This is a genomic window from Roseicyclus sp., from assembly GCF_052168335.1.
Taxonomy (GTDB): Bacteria; Pseudomonadota; Alphaproteobacteria; order Rhodobacterales; family Rhodobacteraceae; genus Roseibacterium.
In genome coordinates this window covers 1-5,959 of the sequence record NZ_JBQLZP010000041.1, presented here as the reverse complement: position 1 = coordinate 5,959, position 5,959 = coordinate 1, and the positions used below count along the sequence as shown (strand labels likewise).

Genomic DNA, 5,959 nt, shown 5'->3' with positions numbered 1-5,959 from the left:
CTCGCGCCCCTCCTCGATGGCGCACAGAAGCTCCCCCATCGTGCCCCGGAACCCGTCGTTGAACCACTGGCCCTCGAGCCGCGGCCGCGCGATGCCCTCGGGCGTCGTCAGCGTCACCGCCTGCCTGCCGAGGTCCGGCCCGTCCGACATGAGGCTGCCGCCGGTGCCGCCCACGAAGGTCGTGTCGCGCGGACCCGTGGGCACGCCGCCGTCGAAGGCCACCGTCGCCTGTCCGCCGTCGAGCCGGATCATCGCCTGCGCCAGGAGCGGCACCTTGTTGGCCTGGCCCGTCGCGGGCGTCGCGGTGGCGAAGACGCTGCGCGCGCGGCCGGGCGCGAGGGAATTCACGAAGTCGAACCAGTGGACGCCGAAATCGTAGAGGATCAGGTCCTCGATCTCGTCGAAGGGGGTGCCCGCGGTCCAGCCGTGGTTCCAGTGGATGCCCACATGCGCCGAGATCACGTCGCCGATCAGCCCCGCGCGCACGGCCTCGCGCATCCAGGCCTTGTGCGGCGCCCAGCGGCCGTTCTGGTTGACGGCGAGGCGGACGCCCCGGTCCTCGGCCCGTTTCACCAGGTCCTCGCCCGTGTCGAGGTCGGAGACGAAGGGCTTCTGGCTGAGGACGTGCTTTCCGGCGTCGAGCGCCGCGGCGATGATCTCGGCCCGCGGCTCGGGGTGGAGGGTGACGTCGATCACGTCGATCTCGCCATCCGCCAGCATGGCGCGCCAGTCGTCCTCGATCCGGGCGGCCGGGCAGTATTCGGCGGCCTTGGCCTCGGCCTTCGACCGCGTCCGGTTCCACAGCGCGGCGACCTCCCAGCCCGCCGTGCGGTAGGCGTCGAGGTGGCTGCCCGAGATGCCGCCGGTGCCGATCATGCCGATGCGGGGGCGGTAGCTCCGCGGCATCGGCGGGCGGTAGGGCAGGTCGGGCGCCGCGATCTCGGGCAGGTCGCCCGCCTTCAGCGCATAGGTGTCGGCGTCGCCGGCGTCCTTCGTGGTCTCGCTCATGGCAGGAGCTCCAGCGTGCGTTTCTCCTGCGCCGAGCGCATCGCGGTGTCGACGATCCGCTGCGCCGTGAGGCAGAGCGCGGGGTCGAGCGGCCCGCCCACGGGCTCGCCCTTCGCGATGCAGCCGAGCACGTATTCGATGGCGTTCCGCTCGCCCGCCTTCAGGGGATCGACCGGGATCTCGTGGCGCTCGGGCCGGGCGCGGGTCTGCACCGTGACGGCCCGCGCGTAGTCGGGCGAGGCGATGGTGCCGTCGGTGCCCACGAAGGTGAAGCCGCAGGTCGGCTGCGGCTGGAGCGTCCAGGGGTCGGTGAAGGTGCCCCAGCGCGTCTCGAGCTTCGACAGGCCGCGGGCGTAGCGGCAGACGGCGACGGCGTGCTGGTCGACCTCGATCCCCGGCGTCTCGTCGATGGTGCAGGTCACCTCGAGCGGCGCCTCGCCGTCCATGTACCACGTCCCGAGCGTCGCGCCGTAGCCCATGTAGTCCAGCAGCGAGCCGCCGCCGGAGGCCTTCTTGTACCACCAGGCGTCCGGCTTCCGGCGCTCGACCTCCTCGGGGGAGACCTCGACCTTGTCGGCGAGATGGTAGAGCGGCCCGCGGTTGCCGTCGTAGAAATGCACCTCGCGCAACTCGCCGATCATGCCCTCCTCGATCAGGCGCTTGGCGGTGACGTGGCTCTCGACCCAGCGGAGCGGCCAGTTGATGGCGAGCTGCTTCCCCGTGCCCTCCATCGCCCGGATCATGCGCCGCGCCTCCTCCGCCGAGGCGGCGAAGGGCTTCTCGACGAAGACGTGGACGCCGTGGGGGGCGAGGCGCTCGGTGTAGGCGCCGTGCTCGGCGGTCGCGGCGCAGAGGATCGCCATGTCGTAGGGACCGGCCGCCATGCAGGCGTCGAAGTCGGTGAAGACGCGCGCATCGGGGATGCCGAAGGTGCGGATCGCGTCCGCCATCTTCTCGCGGTCCGGGTCGAAGATGCCGGCGATCTCGGCCTCGGGATGGTCGTGCACGAGGCGCAGGAGATCGCCCATGTGCATGTGGTCGAAACTGATGCCGACGATGCGGAACTTCGCCATGAAGGTCTCCCTCAGCGGGTTTCGGTGAAGCGGACGTAGAGCGCGGTGACGAGCAGGATGATCAGCCCGAAGAGCGCGATGCGCGCCCCTTCGGGCATCCGGGCGAGGGTCAGCATCGTGTCGATCACGCGCAGGATCAGCGCGCCCACGATTGCCCCCGCGAAGCTGCCGCGCCCGCCGAAGATCGAGGTGCCGCCGATCACCGCCGCCGCGACCGAGGGCAGCATGAGCGGCACCGCGAGCGAGAGCGAGGGCGCGCGGATCATGCCCAGATAGAGCAGCCCCGTCAGTGCCGCGATCAGCCCCGAGAGCACGTAGAGCGCGATGAGCACCTGCCACGACCGCACGCCCGAGAGCTTCGCCGCCTTCTCGTTCGAGCCGAGCGCGAAGAGCAGGCGGCCGAAGCCCGTGTAGCGCATCAGCCAGAGGATGAAGACCGCGAAGGGCAGGAAGAGGAAGATGCCGTTCGGCATTCCCCAGGTCCGCCCGGTGCCGAGCCATTCGAGGATGTCGGGGATGTCCGAGCCGGTGGCGATGACGTAGCGCTGGTAGACCTGGAGGCAGCCCGTCGCGATCAGCCCGGTGCCGAGCGTCATGATGAGCGGATGCACCCGCGCGATGCCGACGCCGAAGCCGTTGACGAGCCCGACGAGCGCGCCGACGGCCATGGCGACGAGTATCGCCGGGACGGGCCCGATCAGCGGGGTCAGCGTCGCGGTGACGAAGGCCGCGCAGGTGGCGACGATGCCGACCGAGAGGTCGATGCCGCCGGTCAGCATGGTCAGGACCTGCGCCGCCGCCAGCATGGCGAGCGGGATGGCGAACTTGACGAGGTTTCCGGCCCAGAAGGGCGAGATGATGCCGGGCCGCATCAGCTCGAGGATGCCGATGAGCAGGAGCAGGAAGCCGATCAGCGGGATGACCGGGTTGTCCTTGAGGAAGCGGCCGAGGCGGACCATCGGGGGCACGTCGCGCTCGGCCTGCGGGTGGATGTCGCTCATGCCGCCTGCCTCCGGCTTCTCAGCACCAGGAAGGCGCCGAACATCACGACGCCGACCATGATGGTGCCCTCCACGATGGTGGTGACGTTGGGGTCCACGGCCGCGAGCGTCAGGATCGTGCGGATGATCCTGAGGATGAAGACCGCGATGATCGGCCCGAGGAGGCCGCCGACGCCGCCGCCCAGGATGACGCCGCCGAGGACGACCGAGGCGACGGCGGCCAGGAGATAGGGGCCGGGCACGGGCTCGCCCACGCCGGTGAGCGCCAGCAGGCTGAGGCCGCCGCAGGCCGAGAAGAGGCCGGCGATGGCATAGGCCGCCGCCTTGGTGCGCCCGACCGCCACGCCCGAGCGGAAGGCCGCCGTCTCGTCCGAGCCCGTGGCGTAGATGGCGAGGCCGAGCTTCGAGCGCCGGATGGGAATCCACACGGCGGCCACGACGACGGCCACGAGGACCAGCGCGTTGGGCAGGCCGGGGATCAGGAAGGAGCCGGTGATCGCGCTGCGCATCCAGGGCGTCGCGGTGCCGCCCGGCGTCGACAGGATCAGGAGCGCCACGCCCTGCCAGACGAAGAGCATGGCGAGCGTCACCACGATGTCGGGCACCCGCGTGATCACGATGAGCGTGCCGTTGATCAGCCCCATCAGCACGCCCACCGCGAGCGTGATCAGGATCGCGGGAACGCCGCCCATGACCTCCATCAGCACCGCCGCCGTGACCGAGCAGACGGCCATCATGGAGGCGACCGACAGGTCGATGCCCCCCACGATCACGACGACGGCCATCGCCGCCGTGGCGAAGGCGAAGGGCAGGGCGGCGCGCGCCAGGCTCTCGATGCCGGTGACGCCGAAATTCGGCTGGATCAGCCGCGTGACGACGAGGAGCACGACGAAGAGGCCGAGGAGCCCGAGCGTCCAGGCGTTCTTCTGGAGGAAGCTCATGCCGCCCCCTCCCGCGCCGTCAGCCCGTAGGCCGCGCGCATCAGGCGGGCCTCGTCGGCTTCGGTCGCCTCGATCGTGTCCACGACGCGGCCGTTGAAGATCACGATGGCCCGGTCGCAGGCGAGCGGCACCTCGTCGAGCTCGGAGGTGTAGTAGAGGATCGCGGCGCCCTGTCCGGCCAGTTCGCGCACGAGGGGGTAGATCTGCCGCTTGGTGCGCACGTCGATCCCGCGCGTCGGATCGAAGAGGAGGAGCGTTTTCACCCCGTGCGCCAGCCAGCGGCCGATGGTGACCTTCTGCTGGTTGCCGCCCGAGAGGCGCTGCACCTCAGCCTGCGCGCGGGTGTCGATCTGGAGGCGCTCGACCGCCTCGGCGACGCGGGCGCGCTCGTGCCTGGCCTTGAGCGGCCCCCAGGCGGCGAGGCGGGCGGAGAAGGGCATCGCGATGTTCTCGCGCACCGAGCGCTCGCGGAAGAGCGCCTCGGCCCGGTTGCCGGGCACGAAGGTGAGGCCGGCGGCGATGGCGTCGGCGGGATGGCCGAAGCGGACCGGCGCGCCGTCGACCTCGATGGTGCCCCCGGCGGGCTTGCGGAAGCCCGCGAGCGCCTCGAAGAGCTCGTCCTGCCCCTGTCCCTCCAGCGCCACGACGCCCAGGACCTCGCCCGGATGCAGGGTGAAGCTCGCGTCGCGGAGCTTGGGCGCGGCGGCGAGGTGCTCGACCCTGAGGCGCGGCTGGCCCGCGGGCTTCGGGCGCGCGGTCTCGGCGGCGCGGCGGCCGAGGTCGATCTTCGCGCCGAGCATCATCTCGACGACGCGCTCCTCGACGCCGGGCTCGATCCGCGCCTCGCCGACGCTCCGCCCGTCGCGCAGCACGGTGGCGCGGTCGCAGAGCTCGGCGATCTCGGCGAAACGGTGGGAGATGTAGATGACGCCGCGGCCCGCGTCGGCCTGCGCGCGCGCGACCTTCAGCACGCGCTCGACGAGGTCGGTCGGCAGCGCGGCGGTCAGCTCGTCGAGGAGCAGGACGTCGGGCTCGCTCGCCAGCGCGCGGGCGAGGTCCACGATCCGCAGCGTGGCGAGCGGCAGGTCGCGGATCATCGCGTCGAGCGCCAGCTCCTCGTGCCCGAGCTCGGCCATCCAGCGGCGGAAGGCGTCCTTCGGCGTGTCGTTGAGGCGCAGGTTGTCGGAGACGTCGAGGTCGGGGATCAGCGAAGGCTCCTGGTAGACCGGCACGAGGCCCGAGCGCCGCGCCTCGGCGGGGGAGCCCACGCGCGCGGACTGCCCGCGGATCTTGACGTGGCCCGCGTCGGGGCGGAGCGCGCCCGTCAGGATCTTCACGAAGGTCGATTTGCCCGCGCCGTTGGCACCCATCAGCGCAACGACCTCGCCGCGGGCGACCGTGAGGCTCGCGTCGGTCAGCGCGCGGACGGCGCCGAAGCTCTTGGCCACGTTCCGCGCATCGAGAAGGAGGTCGGTGTCACTGGTCATGCGGCCCGGGCCCGTTCGGTCAGGAAAGCGGCCCCCGCACGAGGTGGGGGCCGCCGTCGATGTGGAGGGGATCAGCCTTCGCCCGGTCCGTCGCAGGCGATGATCTGCTCCATCGTGTAGTCGGTCCAGCCGGGGATGGTGACCGAGACCGGCCATTCGGGATCGAGGTTCGGGTTCTGCGCCGCCTCGAGCGTGGCGCGGCCCTCCTCGGTCACGTTCTCCCACAGGACGGGATCGACGAGCACGGTGGTGCTGTCGGGCGCCTCGCCGTTGAGGATGTCGACGGCCAGCGCGATGCCCGCGCCGCCCACCGAGCCGGGGTTCGTCACCGCCGCGCCCTGGAGGCCCTCGACGCTGTTGAGCTGGCCGACGAAGCCCGCGTTGTCCGCGCCCACGATCGGCACGAGCGGCGCGCCGCTCTCGATGAAGGCGTCCACGATCACGTTGTC

5 protein-coding genes and 1 pseudogene are annotated in these 5,959 nt (G+C 71.5%); all 6 read right to left on the bottom strand.

What is annotated here, in order from left to right:
* Positions 1–1,008 (bottom strand): Gfo/Idh/MocA family protein (locus tag ACTS11_RS01535; RefSeq protein ID WP_442638594.1); only part of this gene is annotated, 1,008 nt, incomplete at its 3' end.
* On the bottom strand, positions 1,005–2,081 hold the full coding sequence (locus ACTS11_RS01530) for a Gfo/Idh/MocA family protein (protein WP_442638593.1): 1,077 nt from the start codon (positions 2,079–2,081) through the stop codon (positions 1,005–1,007). The genes ACTS11_RS01530 and ACTS11_RS01535, both read right to left, overlap by 4 nt.
* 11 nt (positions 2,082–2,092) lie before the next feature.
* The gene (locus ACTS11_RS01525) at positions 2,093–3,082 is read right to left on the bottom strand and encodes an ABC transporter permease (protein WP_442638592.1); all 990 of its coding nucleotides are present in this window, start codon (positions 3,080–3,082) and stop codon (positions 2,093–2,095) included.
* A complete protein-coding gene (locus ACTS11_RS01520; protein ID WP_442638591.1) occupies positions 3,079–4,023 on the bottom strand; it encodes an ABC transporter permease in 945 nt (314 codons plus the stop codon). Before ACTS11_RS01520 ends, ACTS11_RS01525 begins: the two co-directional genes overlap by 4 nt.
* Entirely contained in the window at positions 4,020–5,510 is a 1,491-nt protein-coding gene (locus ACTS11_RS01515; protein WP_442638590.1) for a sugar ABC transporter ATP-binding protein, read from the bottom strand. Before ACTS11_RS01515 ends, ACTS11_RS01520 begins: the two co-directional genes overlap by 4 nt.
* Before the next feature lie 71 nt (positions 5,511–5,581).
* Positions 5,582–5,959 (bottom strand): annotated as a pseudogene (locus ACTS11_RS01510) (sugar ABC transporter substrate-binding protein); the annotation flags it as partial.

Bases quoted from the DNA above. Each gene is read 5' to 3' on its own strand.
- ACTS11_RS01530 (WP_442638593.1), bottom strand. From the start codon at position 2,081: ATGGCGAAGTTCCGCATCGTCGGCATCAGTTTCGACCACATGCACATG.
- ACTS11_RS01525 (WP_442638592.1), bottom strand. From the start codon at position 3,082: ATGAGCGACATCCACCCGCAGGCCGAGCGCGACGTGCCCCCGATGGTC.
- ACTS11_RS01520 (WP_442638591.1), bottom strand. From the start codon at position 4,023: ATGAGCTTCCTCCAGAAGAACGCCTGGACGCTCGGGCTCCTCGGCCTC.
- ACTS11_RS01515 (WP_442638590.1), bottom strand. From the start codon at position 5,510: ATGACCAGTGACACCGACCTCCTTCTCGATGCGCGGAACGTGGCCAAG.